Here is a 17,144-nt window from a genome sequence, read left to right on the forward strand (position 1 = left end):
GGTGATTCTCCGGGCAATTTGCGCGCTGCGCAGCCGATCAGAAAGGGGCGTCGCCCTGGATGGTGGTGCGGTACAGCTTGCGACGCAGATGGCTCGGGCAACCGGCTGCCAAGTGGATCAGCGAGCGGTTGTCCCAGAACACCAGGTCGTGGGGCTGCCATTGATGGCGATAGATGTTCTGGGGCAGCACGCTGTGGGCATACAGCTGCGTCAGGATTGCGGTGCTTTCATCCTCTGGCAAACCAACGATGCGGGTGGTGAAGCCCTCGCTGACGAACAACGCTTTACGCCCGGTTTCCGGGTGGGTGCGGACGATTGGATGCACCACTTCGGCCACCTGGGCCAGTTGCTCTGGCGTCAACGTCGGGCGCCAGTTGCCTTCGAATTTGGTCTCGCTGTAGCGCGCCGTGTAGGAATGCGCCGCCGAACGGCCCTCGACCGCCTTCCGCAGCGTTTCGGGCAAACCGTCCCAGGCCTTGTGCATGTCAGCGAATAGCGTATCGCCGCCTTCGCTCGGCAGCTCCTGGGCATGGAGCATCGAGCCGAGGCTGGGCAATTGCTTATAGGAAAGGTCCGAATGCCAGAACTTGCCGGCGTCCCCAAGGCCGACGGATTGACCGTTTTCGATGATGTTGGAAACGATGAGGATTTCCGGATGCCCGGCCAGCAGGAACTGCTTGAGCACATGGATCTGCAGCACGCCAAAACGACGGCTGAAGGCGATGTGCTGTTCGGGGGTGATGCGTTGGTCGCGCAACACCACCACCTGATAGTCGAGGTGGGCGCGGTGGATGCGAGAGAAATCCTGGTCGTCGATGGGCCGGGACAGGTCCAGGCCGATAATCTCGGCGCCTACGGCATCGGGGAATGGGCGGATCTCGAACGACTGCGGCGCGATGTTCGCGGCATTTGAATCTGGAGAAAAAGAGACGGCTGACATACATCACTCCCACGCACGGCGCGCTTCAATGGCGCGCAATCGATCAAAACTCACGGCGTTACCGTGTTGGTTTGTGTCGTGCGGCGCGCCGATTGGTCGGCAGGTACGCAGGGGGATGACTCTAAAGATATAAGAGCGTTAGTTTAAATATTAAAAACGCATAATCATATGGCCGAACCGACGGTCTGGAAACGACGCCCTTGGCGAGGGAGCTTGCTCCCGCTTGAGTGCGCGGCGCTCGTCGCTTTTCATGGGGCCGCTGCGCGACCCAGCGGGAGCAAGCTCCCTCGCCACAAAAGCACCGAGTCACAGCTCGATTAATTTACCGCTCGTGCAAAGCCTCGGCCCGGGCTTTGACGATCGGCTTGAGCAGGTAGCTGAGCACGGTTTTCTTGCCGGTGATGATGTCCACTGACGCCACCATCCCCGGGATGATCAGCAAAGGCTTTTCAGGCGTGCCCAGGTGGCTACGCTCGGTGCGCAGCTTGATGATGTAGTAAGTGCTTTTCTTGTCTTCATCGGTGATGGTGTCGGCGCCGATCTGTTCCAGCTTGGCTTTCAGCCCGCCATAGATGGTGTAGTCGTAAGCCGTGAATTTCACCGTGGCGTCCTGGCCGGGGTGCAGGAAGGCGATGTCCTGGGGACGGATTTTCGCCTCCACCAGGATGGTGTCGTCCAGCGGCACGATCTCCACCAGGTCGCTACCCGGCTGGATCACGCCACCGATGGTGTTCACCAGCATCTTGTTGACGATGCCGCGCACCGGCGACGTCACCAGAGTCCGGCTCACGCGGTCTTCCAGGGCCTTGCCGGTGGCCTGGGCCTTGTTCAGGTCGGTGCGCGCTTCGTTGAGTTGGGTCAAGGCTTCGCTGCGGAATTTACCGCGGGTCTCGTCGATCTTGCGCTGCACTTCCTTGATGGCCGACTCGGCGCGAGGAATCGCCAGCGTCGTGGCGTCCAGTTGCCCGCGGGTCTCGACTTCGGCGCGCTTGAGCCGCAGCACCTCCACCGGCGACACCGCGCCTTGGGCCACCAGCGGCTCGGACATGTTGATTTCCTGGCGTTGCAGCGCCAGGCCGGAGCGGTACTGCGCCTGCTTGGACACGAACTCGCGCAGCTCCTGCTGGCGCTGGATCAACTGCTCCTGCAAGCCACCGATCTCATCGTGCAGTTGCTGGCGACGGCTGATGTACAACGACTCTTCGCTGGCGGCCTGGCCCGGTACGGCCTCGAGCACATCGGCCGGAAAATTCAGCGGTCTATCTTCAACCTCGGCGCTCAGGCGCTCGACCCGCAGCAGCATCGACAGGCGATCGGCCTCGGTTTCCCCGACATTGGAGACAAACCGCGTGTCGTCCAGGCGAATCAGCGGCGCGCCAGCCTCGACGATCTGCCCTTCCTTGATGAACAGCTCAGCGACGATGCCACCTTCCAGGTTCTGGATCTTCTGGATCTTGGACGATGGGATTGCCTTGCCGTCGCCCTTGGTCACTTCGTCGATCTCAGCGAAGTTGGCCCACAGCACCAAGAACACAAAGAAGCCGATGATGCCCCAGATCGTCAGGCGCACCACTCGCGGGGCGTCCTCGATCAGTGCCTTGTTGACCTCGGGCAGCGGTTGGCCATGCAGCGAGTCGGAACCCTTGAAATAGCGGCCCACAGCGCCCTTCAAACCTGATTTAAGCAACACTGATCTGCCCCTTTTTCAACGCTTCCATCACGGCGGCCTTGGGACCGTCGGCGAGGATCTGCCCTCGGTCGACCACCAACAGGCGATCCACCAGCGACAGCAACGACGCCCGGTGCGTCACCAACAGCACCGTCTTGTTTTCCACCACGGCGGCCAAGCGCTGCTTCAAGCGTTCTTCGCCGGTGTTGTCCATGGCGCTGGTAGGTTCGTCCAGCAACAGGATGGGCGGATTGAGTAGCAACGCGCGAGCCAGGGCGACGTTCTGGCGCTGGCCGCCGGACAGGTTCTGCCCCCGCTCGCCCACTTGCAGCTCGTAGCCTTGCGGATGCAGGCGTGCGAACTCGTGTACGCCTGCCAGTTCCGCAGCCTGGAGCACCAATTCGTCTTCGACGTAACGGGCGCCGGAGGTCAGGTTGTCGCGCAGGGTGCCGGCCAACAACTGGATGTCCTGGGGCACATAGCCAATGTTGTAACGCAGCTCGCTGACGTCGATCTGGCGAATGTCCACGCCGTCCACCAGCAACGCGCCGTCGTCAGGCTGGTACAGACCCACCAGCAACTTGGCGAGCGAGCTTTTGCCCGAGCCACTGCGGCCGATGATGCCGATCTTTTCGCCCGGTTTGATCACCAGGTTGATGTTCTTCAACGCGGGGTTCTGCTGGTTCGGGTAGGTGAAATTCAACTGCCGGCATTCAACTGCACCCTGCAAGACCTTGCGGCTAAGCGGACGCTCTTCGAAATTGCGTTCCTGGGGCAGCTCCATCATTTGATCGACAGACGTCATGGTCACCCGCGCCTGCTGGTAACGGGTCAACAAGCCCGACAGCGACGCCAATGGGCTCAGGGCACGACCGCTGAGCATGTAGCAAGCTATCAACCCGCCCATGCTCAGGTTGCCGGCGATGATCTGGTAGACACCGAAGACGATCATGATCACCCCGGCCAGTTGCTGGATCAGCAAGGTGATGTTCATCGCCAGGCCGGACAGCATTTTCACCCGCAGTTCGAGACGGCCCAGGGTGCCGATGGTTTGTTCCCACTGATATTGCCGCTCACTCTCGGCGTTGTTGACCTTCACCGCATCCAGGCCGGCGAGGGTTTCGATCAGGCTGGATTGACGCTCGGCGCCCAAGGCCATGGTGCGCTCCATGGTCGCGACCAGAGGCTTTTGCAACGCATAACCGATCAGCAAGGCAATCGGGAACGCCAGCACCGGAATCCACACCAGATGCCCACCGAGGATCGCGATGACCATGAAGATCAGCAGGGTGAACGGCAGGTCGATCAGGCTGGTGAGGGTCAGCGAGGCAAGGAAATCCCGCAGGCTCTGGAACTCATGAATATTCTGGGCAAAGCTGCCCACCCGCGCAGGGCGGTATTTCATGGCCATGCCGACGATGCGCTCGAACAGCGTCGCCGAAATGATCAAGTCGGTTTTCTTGCCCGCCAAATCCAGGCACAAGCTGCGCAGCATTTTCAGGATCAGGTCGAACACATAGGCGCCGGTGATCCCGACGGCGAGTACCCACAGCGTCGACTCGGCCTGGTTCGGCACCACGCGATCGTAGACGTTCATCACGAACAGCGGAGCGGCCATGGCGATGATGTTGATCAACAGGCTGGCGGCGATGGCGTCGGCGTACAGCCAGCGGGAACGCTTGAGCGTGTCGCGAAACCAGGATCGCGCGCGGGGAATGAGCGTGCCGTGGTTGACGTCAAATTTATGCTGCGGTTGGGCGAAAAAAACTTTGCCGCTGTAGTCGTCGGCAAGCAGCTCATGGCTCACCGTGACTTCGCCGCCTTCGCTTTCGCTGAGCAGCAAGCGCGCCTGGCCGTCCCCGGCCCAGCCCAGCAGCACGGCGCTGCGGCCTTCCTTAAGCAGCAACAGGGCGGGCATTGCAATGGCGGGGATTTGTTCAAGCTTGCGCTGCAGCACCCGGCCTTGCAGACCGGCACGGGCCGCCGCACGCGACAATAATTCGACGCTCAGCCGTTGCTTGGGCAACGGCAGGCCGGTGGTGAGCATCGCCGCGCTGGCAGGCTTCTGATGCAGCATGCAAAGCGCCAGCAAACCATCCAACAATGGGTCGTCGTGCAGCGTGCGCGGGTCATGAACTAGTTCGACTGGACTGACTTCTGATTCCACGCTCGGCACTCTGACTGATAAAAACGGGTGGGAGGACTCAATTCATCCCAGGTAACTGGACCTTGGGTTTCACGTCGTTCTGCACAACCGATGCCAACGGCGCGACCACACCCTGGCTTTTCAGCAACTGGCCCATGGTTGCCTTGATCCGGTACTGGGTGAACAGCTGCACGTTCTTGATTTCCGCCAGGCGACGGGAAGCGCTAAACAACTCGTTTTCGCTGTCGAGCAAGTCGAGCAAGGTACGCTCGCCGAGGCTGAACTGCTTCTGATAGGCCGTGCGCACGTTGGCGCTGCGGTCGACGTATTGCTGGGCGATCGGCACTTGGGCGTTGGCGTTGTTCAACGCGTTCCAGGCCAGGCCCAATTCTTCGTTCAACTGGCGCAGCGCGTTGTTGCGGATATCCAGCGCCTGGTTGGACAGGTAGGACTTGGATTCCAGGTCGGCCTTGTTACTGCCACCGGCGTACAGGTTGAAGCGCATGCGCAGCATGGCTTGCCATTCATTGTTGTGGCCGTTCTGGCCGTCCAGGTCATTGTCGGCGGTGCGACCCAGCTCTGCGTCGAAGCGCGGATAGAAGCTCGACTTGGCGGCCGCGTACTGCTGCTCGGCAGCGGCGATATCCGCTTCGGCCGAACGCAGCACCGGGCTGTTGTCTAGCATCTGGGCGCGGGCTTCGGTGAGGTTGGCCGGCAGCAGCGCCATAAAGTCGGCGGGACGCTCCAATTGATCCGGCAGTTGGCCGACGGCGCTGAGGTAATTGGTCTCGGCGTCGGCCAGATTGGTCTGTTCGGTGATGAGGTTATTGCGGGCCTGGGCCATGCGCGCTTCGGCCTGGTCCAGGTCGGCGCCGCTGCCTACGCCACGGGAGGTGCGCAGCTTGATCTGATCGAAGATGCGTTCGTGGCTTTTGAGGTTTTCCTCGGCCAGGCGCACGAATTCGCGACGGGTCAGCACGTCCAGGTACACCTGGGCCACGGTCAAGCCAGTGCGCTCAGAGGCGTCGAGCAAGGAATAGGCACGGGCATTGACGTTGGCTTGTTGACGCCCCACTTCGCTGGACGTCGCAAAACCGTCAAAAACCATTTGCGACAGGCGCAGGCTCGACTCACTGCGGTTCAAGGTTTCCCAATGATTATTGGTGCCCGAACGGGTGGTCACGCTGTCGGTGCCTTCACGGCCGTACCCGGCTGCGAGGTCCACTCTAGGCAGGTAGCCGCCCTTGGCAGCCTTGAGCTGATAATCCGCCGCCAGGCGACTGTTCACGCCCGCCTGGATTTCCGGATGAACATCCAATGCTTGTTGCATGGCCTGCGGCAAGGTTTGTGCTTGTACGAAACTGGCGGCGAGGGCGAAAGGTAAAGCCTTGAGCAGATGCGAACGCATGGTTGGTTAAATCCCGAAAACGCTTGTCTTGAATCACAGCGAAACGTGGCGCTGCATCGGATGATGGCAACCGGAATGACCGTATGTCGGAAAGTTCAAAACAGGGGTTGGAACACGCACTGAAAGAACAGGTCGCCGCTTAAATATCAATGTGACATTACAGAAGCGATTGTTTAGGATGGCCGGCAGAAGGTCAATAGTTTGGCAGCAACAAAAACCTTCCGCAGTTGCCGCCAATAAACCGTCAAATTTAAAGCGTCAAAACATTTTCCCTTAGTGAGCATGTACGTCCAGACCGCTACGGCCAACGAGGCTGTCGGGTCCATGGAAGTCTACTGAACGTGGTACCCGGAGAGTCTTCAATGAGCAGTGTTATTGCCGTCGTCAAAAGCATTGTTGGTCAGGTTTTCGCCGTATCCCCCGAGGGTATTCGGCGCGTACTCATTGAAGGCGACCGCCTTAACGTGGGCGACCAGTTGGACACCGGCCCTGCCGGTGCCGTCACATTGGAGCTGGCCGATGGCCGCTCGCTGGACCTGGGCCGGGACACCCAATGGAGCGCCAATGCTGCGGACTCCTCCACTGATCTGGAACAGGCCGCCGCCCAAGCCGCGCCCTCGGTAGACGAACTGCAACAAGCCATCGCCGCGGGCGTCGACCCGACGACCGCCCTGGAAGCCACCGCTGCCGGCCCAACCGCTGCTGGCACGGGCGGTGCGGCCGGTGGTGGCCACAGCTTCGTCGTACTGGATGCCACGGCTGGCAGCGTCGATCCGACAATCGGTTTTCCCACGGAAGGACTCGCCGCGGCTGCCGCCACCGATGACAACATCCTGGGTGGCGACACCTCCGCCGATACGACCGCCAACGCCGTGCTCAATGCGACCATGACGCTGAGCGCCACGCCGACCCTGACCGAGGCCGGCGGCGTGCTGGTCTACACCGCGACCGTCACCCAGGCGCCGCTGACCAACCTGACCGTGACCTTGTCCAACGGTGCAGTCATCGTCATTCCAGCCGGACAACTGACCGGCAGCGTCAATGTGCCGCTCGCGCCGAACGACACGGTCTATAACGACCCAAGCCAGATCAGCGTGACTGTCACCGGCACCACCGGCGGCAGCGGCATCGCCGTGACCGTACCCACCACGCCCGCCGTTACCCAGATCACCGACACCGTCGACACCACCACCGTCACCCTGAGCGCAGGCGACACCGTTACCGAAGGCGGTCAGATCACTTACACCGCCACGCTGACCAATCCGGCCCAGACGCCAGTGACCGTGACCTTGAGCAACGGCTCGGTCATTACCATTGCCGCCGGCCAGACCACCGGCACCGTCGCTGTCGATACCCCGCCGAACGATGTCTACAACAATGGCAGTACTGTCAGCACCACCATTACTGGCGCAACTGGGGGTAACTTCGAGAACCTGGTTCCGAATACGGCGCCTGCGGTCACGACGATCACTGATTCGCTTGACACCACCACCGTGACGTTGACCGCTAACCCGACGGTGAATGAAAACGGCACGATCACTTACACCGCTACCCTGACCGGTGCCGATGGCAAGCCGGTCACTGCCCAGAATGGTCCGGTTACCGTGACCTTGGACAGTGGTAAAACCATCACCATCGCAGCCGGTGCAAGCTCGGGTGTGTTGGATGTAGCGGTTGGCAACGACGTCTACCAAGGTCCAACGACGGTTACCGAATCGATTGCCTCGGCATCCGGTGGCAACCTCGAAGCCATCGCACCGAACACCGCTCCGGTCAGCACTATCGTCAGCGACGTCAACGACACGACCGCTGTGACGCTGACCGCTAACCCAACCGTAAATGAAAACGGCACGATCACCTACACCGCCACCCTGACCGGCGCCGATGGCAAACCCGTCACCGCGCAAAATGGTCCCGTAACGGTCACGCTCGAAAGCGGCAAGACGATTACCATCGCAGCCGGTGCAAGCTCGGGCGTGTTGGATGTGGCAGTGGGCAACGACGTCTACCAAGGCCCGACTACCGTCACCGAGTCGATCAAAGATGCAACCGGTGGCAACCTCGAAGCCATCGCACCGAACACCACGCCAGTCAGCACTGTGGTCAGCGATGTCAACGACACGACCACCGTGACGCTGACTGCTAACCCGACCGTGAATGAAAACGGCACGATCACTTACACCGCGACCCTGACCGGTGCCGATGGCAAGCCAGTCACTGCGCAGAACGGTCCTGTAACAGTCACGCTCGAAAGCGGTAAGACGATTACCATCGCAGCCGGCGCAAGCTCGGGTGTGTTGGATGTGGCAGTGGGCAACGACGTCTACCAAGGCCCAACCACCATCACCGAGTCGATCAAAGATGCAACCGGTGGCAACCTCGAAGCCATCGCGCCGAACACCGCTCCGGTCAGCACTATCATCAGCGACGTTAACGACACGACCACCGTGACGCTGACCGCCAACCCGACCGTGAATGAAAACGGCACGATCACTTATACCGCCACACTGACCGGCGCCGATGGCAAGCCCGTCACTGCCCAAAATGGTCCTGTAACGGTCACGCTCGAAAGCGGTAAGACGATCACCATCGCAGCGGGCGCAAGCTCGGGCGTATTGGATGTAGCGGTCGGCAACGACGTGTACCAGGGCCCTACCACTGTCACCGAGTCGATCAAAGATGCAACCGGTGGCAACCTCGAAGCCATCGCGCCTAACACGACTCCAGTGAGCACTGTGGTCAGCGATGTCAACGACACCACTACCGTGACGCTGACCGCTAACCCAACCGTGAACGAAAACGGCACGATCACCTACACCGCCACCCTGACCGGCGCCGATGGCAAGCCCGTCACTGCCCAGAACGGTCCGGTTACCGTGACGCTCGAAAGCGGCAAGACCATCACCATCGCAGCCGGTGCAAGCTCGGGTGTGCTGGATGTAGCGGTCGGCAACGACGTGTACCAAGGCCCTACCACTGTCACCGAGTCGATCAAAGACGCATCCGGCGGCAATCTCGAAGCCATCGCGCCGGACACCGCTCCGGTCAGCACCGTGGTCAGCGATGTCAACGACACCACTACCGTGACGTTGACCGCTAACCCAACCGTGAACGAAAACGGCACGATCACTTACACCGCTACCCTGACCGGTGCCGATGGCAAGCCCGTTACCGCGCAAAATGGTCCGGTTACCGTGACCTTGGACAGTGGTAAAACCATCACTATCGCAGCCGGAGCGAGCTCTGGTGTGTTGGATGTAGCGGTTGGCAACGACGTCTACCAAGGCCCTACGACGGTTACTGAATCGATTGCCTCGGCATCCGGCGGCAACCTGGAAGCCATCGCACCTAACACTACGCCAGTCAGCACTGTGGTCAGCGACGTCAACGACACGACCACTGTGACGCTGACCGCAAATCCGACCGTGAACGAAAACGGCACGATCACTTATACCGCCACGCTGACGGGTGCCGATGGCAAGCCTGTTACCGCGCAAAATGGTCCGGTTACCGTGACCTTGGACAGTGGTAAAACCATCACCATCGCAGCCGGTGCAAGCTCGGGTGTGTTGGATGTGGCGGTCGGCAACGACGTCTACCAAGGTCCAACCACCGTCACCGAGTCGATCAAAGACGCATCCGGCGGCAACCTCGAAGCCATCGCGCCGAAGACCACGCCAGTCAGCACTGTGGTCAGCGATGTCAACGACACCACTACCGTGACGTTGACTGCTAACCCGACCGTGAATGAAAACGGCACGATCACTTACACCGCGACCTTGACGGGTGCCGATGGAAAGCCGGTCACTGCGCAAAATGGTCCGGTTACCGTGACCTTGGACAGTGGTAAAACCATCACTATCGCAGCCGGAGCGAGCTCTGGTTTCTTGGATGTAGCGGTAGGCAACGACGTCTACCAAGGTCCAACGACGGTTACTGAATCGATTGCCTCGGCATCCGGCGGCAACCTGGAAGCTATCGCACCTAACGCTACGCCAGTCAGCACTGTGGTCAGCGACGTCAACGACACGACCACCGTGACGCTGACCGCGAACCCGACCGTGAATGAAAACGGCACGATCACTTACACCGCGACCCTGACCGGTGCCGATGGCAAGCCAGTCACTGCGCAAAATGGTCCGGTTACCGTGACCTTGGACAGTGGTAAAACCATCACTATCGCAGCCGGAGCGAGCTCTGGTGTGTTGGATGTAGCGGTAGGCAACGACGTCTACCAAGGCCCTACGACGGTTACTGAATCGATTGCCTCGGCATCCGGCGGCAACCTCGAAGCCATCGCACCGAACACCACGCCAGTCAGCACTGTGGTCAGCGACGTCAACGACACCACTACCGTGACGCTGACGGCTAACCCGACCGTGAACGAAAACGGCACGATCACTTACACCGCCACCCTGACCGGTGCCGATGGCAAACCGGTCACTGCGCAAAATGGTCCGGTTACCGTGACCTTGGACAGTGGTAAAACCATCACCATCGCAGCCGGTGCGAGCTCGGGTGTGTTGGATGTAGCGGTTGGCAACGACGTTTATCAAGGCCCTACGACGGTTACTGAATCGATTGCCTCGGCATCCGGTGGCAACCTCGAAGCCATCGCACCGAACACCACGCCAGTCAGCACTGTGGTCAGCGACGTCAATGACACCACTACCGTGACCTTGACTGCTAACCCAACCGTGAACGAAAACGGCACGATCACCTACACCGCCACCCTGACCGGCGCCGATGGCAAGCCCGTTACCGCGCAAAATGGTCCGGTTACCGTGACCCTGGACAGCGGTAAGACCATCACCATCGCAGCGGGCACAAGTTCGGGTGTGTTGGATGTGGCGGTGGGCAACGACGTCTACCAAGGTCCAACGACGCTTACTGAATCGATTGCCTCGGCATCCGGCGGCAACCTCGAAGCCATTGCGCCGAACACGACGCCAGTCAGCACTGTGGTCAGCGATGTCAACGACACCACTACCGTGACGCTGACCGCCAACCCAACCGTGAACGAAAACGGCACGATCACCTACACCGCGACCTTGACCGGTGCCGATGGCAAGCCCGTTACCGCGCAAAATGGTCCGGTTACCGTGACCTTGGACAGCGGTAAAACCATCACCATCGCAGCGGGCGCAAGCTCGGGTGTGTTGGATGTAGCGGTCGGCAACGACGTCTACCAAGGCCCAACGACGGTTACTGAATCGATTGCCTCGGCATCCGGTGGCAACCTCGAAGCCATCGCGCCGAACACCACGCCAGTCAGCACTGTGGTCAGCGATGTCAACGACACGACCACCGTGACGCTGACCGCCAACCCAACCGTGAACGAAAACGGCACGATCACCTACACCGCGACCTTGACCGGTGCCGATGGCAAGCCCGTTACCGCGCAAAATGGTCCGGTTACCGTGACCTTGGACAGTGGTAAAACCATCACCATCGCAGCCGGCGCAAGCTCGGGTGTGTTGGATGTGGCAGTGGGCAACGACGTCTACCAAGGCCCAACCACCGTCACCGAGTCGATCAAAGACGCATCCGGCGGCAACCTCGAAGCCATCGCGCCTAACACGACTCCAGTGAGCACCGTGGTCAGCGACGTTAACGACACGACCACCGTGACGCTGACCGCTAACCCGACCGTGAACGAAAACGGCACGATCACTTATACCGCCACGCTGACGGGTGCCGATGGCAAGCCCGTTACCGCGCAAAATGGTCCTGTAACGGTCACGCTCGAAAGCGGTAAGACGATCACCATCGCAGCGGGCGCAAGCTCGGGCGTATTGGATGTAGCGGTCGGCAACGACGTGTACCAGGGCCCTACCACTGTCACCGAGTCGATCAAAGATGCAACAGGTGGCAACCTCGAAGCCATCGCGCCGAACACGACGCCAGTCAGCACCGTGGTCAGCGACGTTAACGACACGACCACCGTGACGCTGACCGCTAACCCAACCGTGAACGAAAACGGCACGATCACTTACACCGCCACCCTGACCGGTGCCGATGGCAAGCCGGTCACTGCGCAAAATGGTCCGGTTACCGTGACCTTGGACAGTGGTAAGACAATCACCATCGCAGCCGGCGCAAGCTCGGGCGTGTTGGATGTGGCGGTCGGCAACGACGTCTACCAAGGCCCTACCACGGTCACCGAGTCGATCAAAGATGCAACCGGTGGCAACCTCGAAGCTATCGCGCCTAACACGACTCCAGTGAGCACCGTGGTCAGCGACGTCAACGACACGACCACCGTGACGCTGACGGCTAACCCGACCGTGAACGAAAACGGCACGATCACTTACACCGCCACGCTGACGGGTGCCGATGGCAAGCCTGTTACCGCGCAAAATGGTCCGGTTACCGTGACCTTGGACAGTGGTAAAACCATCACCATCGCAGCGGGCGCAAGCTCGGGCGTATTGGATGTAGCGGTCGGCAACGACGTCTACCAAGGCCCTACCACTGTCACCGAGTCGATCAAAGACGCAACCGGTGGCAACCTCGAAGCCATCGCGCCAAACACGACTCCAGTGAGCACCGTGGTCAGCGACGTCAACGACACGACCACCGTGACGCTGACGGCTAACCCGACCGTGAACGAAAACGGCACGATCACTTACACCGCCACGCTGACGGGTGCCGATGGCAAACCCGTCACTGCCCAGAACGGTCCGGTTACCGTGACGCTGGAAAGCGGTAAAACCATCACCATTGCAGCCGGTGCAAGCTCGGGTGTATTGGATGTAGCGGTCGGCAACGACGTCTACCAAGGTCCAACCACTGTCACCGAGTCGATCAAAGACGCATCCGGCGGCAACCTGGAAGCCATCGCACCGAACACCACGCCAGTCAGCACTATCGTCAGCGACGTCAACGACACGACCACCGTGACGCTGACGGCTAACCCGACCGTGAACGAAAACGGCACGATCACCTACACCGCCACCCTGACCGGCGCCGATGGCAAACCCGTTACCGCGCAAAATGGTCCTGTAACGGTCACGCTCGAAAGCGGTAAGACAATCACCATCGCAGCCGGCGCAAGCTCTGGCGTGCTCAATGTCGCGGTCGGTAACGATGTCTATACCGGTGCGCCGTCCATTACCGAGTCGATCAAATCGGCATCCGGCGGCAATCTGGAAGCCATCGTCGTTGATAAGACTGGCGCATCGACTGCTGTAGGCGACACCGTCGACAACACCACTGTCAGCATCACCGGCAGCTCATCGGTCACCGAAGGCCAGGCGGCTACCTATACCGTCAGCCTGACGAACCCGGCGCAAACCGAGGTGACGGTGAAGATCGTCTACAGCGGCACTGCCGCCGACGGCTCGGACTTCACGGGCGTTTACACCGTGAAGATCCCGGCCAATGCCACCAGCGCCAACTTCACCGTGGCAACCCTGGACGACAAGATCACCGAAGGCACAGAAAACTTCGTGGTCAAGATCGACTCCGCCACCGGCGGTAACTTCGAGCATCTGGCGGTCAGCGGGACCAACGGCAGTGTCAGCACCTCGATCATCGACAACGATGCGGCGCCGGTGCTCGACCTGGATGCCAACAACTCCAGTGGCAAGACCGGTGCCGATTACCAGGTGACCTTCACCGAAGGCACCACCGGCCCAGGCGTGTCGATTGGCGATACCGACCTGAAGATCACCGACCCGGACAGCACCATGCTGACCGGCGCCACCATTGTGCTGACCAACCGTCAGCCTGGCGATCATCTGAACCTGGGCAATAGCGTCAACGGCATCAGCATCAACGCCAACAGCACCGACGGCAAGGTCGTCCTGACGCTGACGGGCAATGCGACGCTGGCCGATTATATGCAGCAGATCAAGAACATCAGCTTCATCAACAACAGCGAAGACCCGAGCAGCGTACCGCGCGTCATCACCGTGACGGTGACCGACGGCGCCAGCTACTCCAACACCGCCACTACCACGGTGAACGTGGTCGGCGTCAACGATGCACCGGTGGCCGCCGGTGGCTCCGTGACCGGTACCGAGGACACTTCGCTGGTCCTCGGCTGGTCGACCTTCGGCGTCAGCGACGTGGACAGCTCCGCCGCCAGCCAGGGCGTGAAAATCACCGGGTTGCCAGGCGATGGCAAGTTGCAGTACCTGGATGGCGCGACCTGGAAGAACGTTGCCAACAACCAGACCTTCACCAAGGCCGACATCGACGCCGGCAAGTTGCGCTTCACCCCGGATGCCAACGAATCCGGTGCCAATGGTTATGGCGGCAGCGGCGTGGGCAACAAGCAGGCTGACTACGCGCAGATCAAATTCCAGCCAACCGACGGCCAGGCCCTGGGCAACACCGGCACCGTGAAGATCGACATCACGCCAACCGCCGACGCGCCGACCCTCAACGTAGCCGGCAACAACGTGACCTCCACCGGCCTGATCAAGGAAGTCTGGACCGGGCTGTCGGGCCTGGGCACCGATGGCAACGGCGCGCCGTCGGGCACGCTCAAGTCAGTGATCGATGCCGCCGGCACGCCGAACAGCAGCACCAACGTGAGCAACGTGCAGAACGACGGCAACGTCAATCCGGGCACCGCGTCGAAGACCTCGGGGCTGATTTTCCTGGAAGCCGGCAAGATCTATACCTTCAGCGGCACCGGCGATGACAGCCTGCTGGTGACCATTGGTGGCAAGGACGTGGCGGGCATTACCTGGGGCGCCGGTGGCAAGCTCAATGGTTCGTTCACCCCGACCACCAGCGGCTACTACACCCTGGACATCTACCACCACAACCAGACCGGCCCGGGCAGCTATGACGTGAACCTGTCAGTCAACGGCAGCACGCCCGTGGACCTGAGCAGCGCCGGCATACCGCTCTATACCGGCGTCGCCGACCTGACGAACGCTGGCGTCTCCGTTTCCGACCTGCACGGCACCAATGGCGAAGGCTACTACGACGGCTTCAAGCTCAACGAAGGCGCCGAAGGCGGCAGCGTGAACCTGTCGAAGATCACCACCGCCCTGACCGACACCGACGGTTCCGAAAGCTTGAGCGTGAAGATCGGCGGCATGCCTGAAGGCAGCGTCCTGAGTGACGGCGCGGGTCACACCGCAACCGTGGGAGCCAACGGCGAAGCCTCGGTTACCGGCTGGAACCTGGGCAGCCTCAACCTGACGCCGCCGACCTATTTCAACGGCCAGATCAACCTGACAGTGACGTCGACCTCCACCGAAACCCTCGGCGGGTCGGCGACGACCACGGCACACATCCCGGTAACGGTGCATCCGGCGGTCTACAACGCTGCGACAGCCACTTCCGGCAGTGACAACGTCACCGGCACCGACGGCAACGACATCGTGGTCGCCGACATCGGCGGCCTGACCGTGGTGCCGGGCGTCAACTACAACATCGCGTTCATGGTCGACAGCTCCGGCAGCATGAGCTCGTCCTCCGTTACCGCCGCGAAGAACTCGCTGACCCAGGTGTTCAACACGCTCAAGCAGAGCATGGGCAGCAACTCCGGGACGGTGAATATTTTCCTGGCGGACTTCGATAATCAGGTCAACAAAAACGTTGCGGTCAACCTCAACGACCCGAACGCGCTGACACTGCTCAAGAGCGTACTCGACTCGATGGTGTCCGGCGGCAATACCAACTATGAAGATGTGTTCAAGACCACCGCAAACTTCTTCAACAGCACCCAAGCCCTGAGTAATACCGGTGCGAAGAACCTGACGTACTTCATCACCGACGGTGAGCCAACGCGCTACCAGTCCGGCGAAGAGACGAACCCAGTGTTGTACGGCACCGTCAAGCTCGACGACGTCCTGAGCGCGGCCAACTACACTGTTGGCAAGTACTACACCCAGACGATCGACAGCACACACAAATTCATCATCGAAGAAAATGGTGACATGTACCTGTCGATCAAGAACGGCAAGAATTGGAATGAAGACTACGTCGGCACGGTGCATGCCGAGGGCAACGGCACGTTCGAGTTCTCCAAACTGGACGGCGGCTGGTGGGGCGACGCCTCGGCAGCAGTCAGCTCAACGGCCAGCTTCACCCTGCTCAAAGGCTTGAGCAACGTTGAAGCCATCGGCCTGAACAACAGCGTGACGCTGAACGACCTCAAGCCCTACGACTCGGACGGCAAGCCGCAAACCAACATCGACCCCAAGGACCTGGCCAACTCGATCATCGGCCACACCGAAGCGACGATGCCGGGAGCCGATACGGTCAACGGCGCGGACGGCAACGACATCCTGTTCGGCGACCTGGTGAGTTTCAACGGCATCGCCGGCGAGGGTTACCAGGCCATCCAGTCGTTTGTCGCCCAACAAAGCGGCGCGGACGTCAGCAAGGTCACCACCAGCAACGTGCACCAGTACATCACCGAACACTACACCGCGTTCGATGTGTCCGGCGCACATGACGGCAACGACACCCTGCTGGGCGGTGCCGGCAACGACATCATCTTCGGTCAGGGCGGCAAGGACTTGCTGGACGGTGGTAAGGGCAATGACATCCTGCTCGGCGGCAGCGGTGCCGATACCCTGATTGGCGGCACGGGCAACGACACCCTGATCGGTGGTCTGGGCGGCGACACGTTTGTCTGGAAAGCCGGCGACACCGGCAATGACGTGATCAAGGACTTCAAGGCCGGCGACGGTGACCGGATCGACCTGCGGGACCTGTTGCAGGGCGAAACCGGCAGCACCATCGACCACTTCCTGAAAATCAGCACGGTCGATGGCGTGTCCTCCTTGCAAGTCAGCACCACCGGCCAGTTCAACGCGGCCAACGGTGCGGCGGCGACGCCAGACGTGACGATCAAGCTGGAAGGCAACAACTGGTCGAACATCAACCTGAACTCGCTGATCGCCGGCAGTGATCCGACCATCAAGATCGATCACAACAACAGCTGAGGCTGACACACATCCTGTGGAGAGGGAGCTGGCTCCCTCGCCATGGGATAAGTGTTCATACTCCC

Annotated in this window: 5 protein-coding genes; 1 reads left to right on the forward strand and 4 read right to left on the reverse strand. The window is 60.7% G+C overall.

The window, feature by feature from the left end; translation table 11 throughout:
* Nucleotides 1-37: 37 nt before the first annotated feature.
* From DOCECA_RS21410 to DOCECA_RS21425, 4 genes are all read right to left on the reverse strand, one after another.
* Entirely contained in the window at nt 38-940 is a 903-nt protein-coding gene (locus tag DOCECA_RS21410; protein ID WP_445571045.1) for a TauD/TfdA dioxygenase family protein, read from the reverse strand.
* A gap of 322 nt (nt 941-1,262) precedes the next feature.
* Nucleotides 1,263-2,630 (reverse strand): HlyD family type I secretion periplasmic adaptor subunit, encoded by a 1,368-nt coding sequence (locus tag DOCECA_RS21415; protein WP_434561294.1) that lies wholly within the window; start codon nt 2,628-2,630, stop codon nt 1,263-1,265.
* Nucleotides 2,620-4,776 (reverse strand): type I secretion system permease/ATPase, encoded by a 2,157-nt coding sequence (locus DOCECA_RS21420; protein WP_434608434.1) that lies wholly within the window; start codon nt 4,774-4,776, stop codon nt 2,620-2,622. Before DOCECA_RS21420 ends, DOCECA_RS21415 begins: the two co-directional genes overlap by 11 nt.
* A gap of 37 nt (nt 4,777-4,813) precedes the next feature.
* Nucleotides 4,814-6,163, reverse strand: coding sequence for a TolC family outer membrane protein (locus tag DOCECA_RS21425; RefSeq protein WP_420766500.1), 1,350 nt, complete (start codon nt 6,161-6,163; stop codon nt 4,814-4,816).
* 362 nt (nt 6,164-6,525) lie between these two features.
* Between DOCECA_RS21425 and DOCECA_RS21430 the strand changes: the two genes are divergently transcribed.
* On the forward strand, nt 6,526-17,079 hold the full coding sequence (locus tag DOCECA_RS21430) for a retention module-containing protein (protein ID WP_445571046.1): 10,554 nt from the start codon (nt 6,526-6,528) through the stop codon (nt 17,077-17,079).
* The last annotated feature ends 65 nt before the right edge of the window (nt 17,080-17,144 follow it).

The organism is Pseudomonas sp. E102, from assembly GCF_052660185.1.